Origin of the sequence: uncultured Shewanella sp., from assembly GCF_947501665.1 — a bacterium.
In the GTDB taxonomy this organism is placed as follows: domain Bacteria; phylum Pseudomonadota; class Gammaproteobacteria; order Enterobacterales; family Shewanellaceae; genus Shewanella.
Genome location: NZ_CANMWS010000079.1, coordinates 1 through 706, shown reverse-complemented (window position 1 = coordinate 706; position 706 = coordinate 1). Strand labels below are relative to the sequence as shown.

The following is a 706-nucleotide window of genomic DNA, read 5'->3' as shown; positions in this document are numbered from 1 at the left end:
TTGACTGTTTAAGTAACTGACAATGTCACCTAATGTGCGACATTCGGCCATTTCCTCAGGGTTTAGCTCAGGTAAAGCGGTGGCTTGAGTTTGCACTGTGCCCAGTATTTCAACCCGCTTGATTGAATCAATGCCTAAATCTGCTTCCATGTCCATATCCAGCGCAAGCATCTCAGTGGGGTAACCTGTTTTTTCTGCCACCACAGCCAACATCAAAGCCTGTAGATCCTGAGCAGGCCTATCTGGTTTAAGCGATTCAGCTGGTGCTGGCTCTGGGGTTGACGCTGATTTAGCTTCTAGCTCTAACGCTAAATGAGTGTCATCTTTAATGTCCTCAACCAGCGATGCCATGGACACCACCTCCTCTGTTGGCTCTTCCTGTTTCAAGTGATGTGGTTGAGACTCCAATTGACTGTTTAAGTAACTGACAATGTCACCCAATGTGCGACATTCGGCCATTTCCTCAGGGTTTAGCTCAGGTAAAGCGGTGGCTTGAGTTTGCACTGTGCCCAGTATTTCAACCCGCTTGATTGAATCAATGCCTAAATCTGCTTCCATGTCCATATCCAGCGCAAGCATCTCAGTGGGGTAACCTGTTTTTTCTGCCACCACAGCCAACATCAAAGCCTGTAGATCCTGATCAGGCCTGTCTGGTTTAAGCGATTCAACTGGTGCTGGCTCTGGGGTTGACGCTGATTTAGCTTCT

General features: G+C 47.9%; 1 protein-coding gene. It reads right to left on the bottom strand.

All coding sequences use genetic code 11. The annotated features are described in order from the left end of the window. Nucleotides 1-706 (bottom strand): phosphopantetheine-binding protein (locus Q0976_RS23990; RefSeq protein WP_299497385.1); only part of this gene is annotated, 706 nt, incomplete at both ends.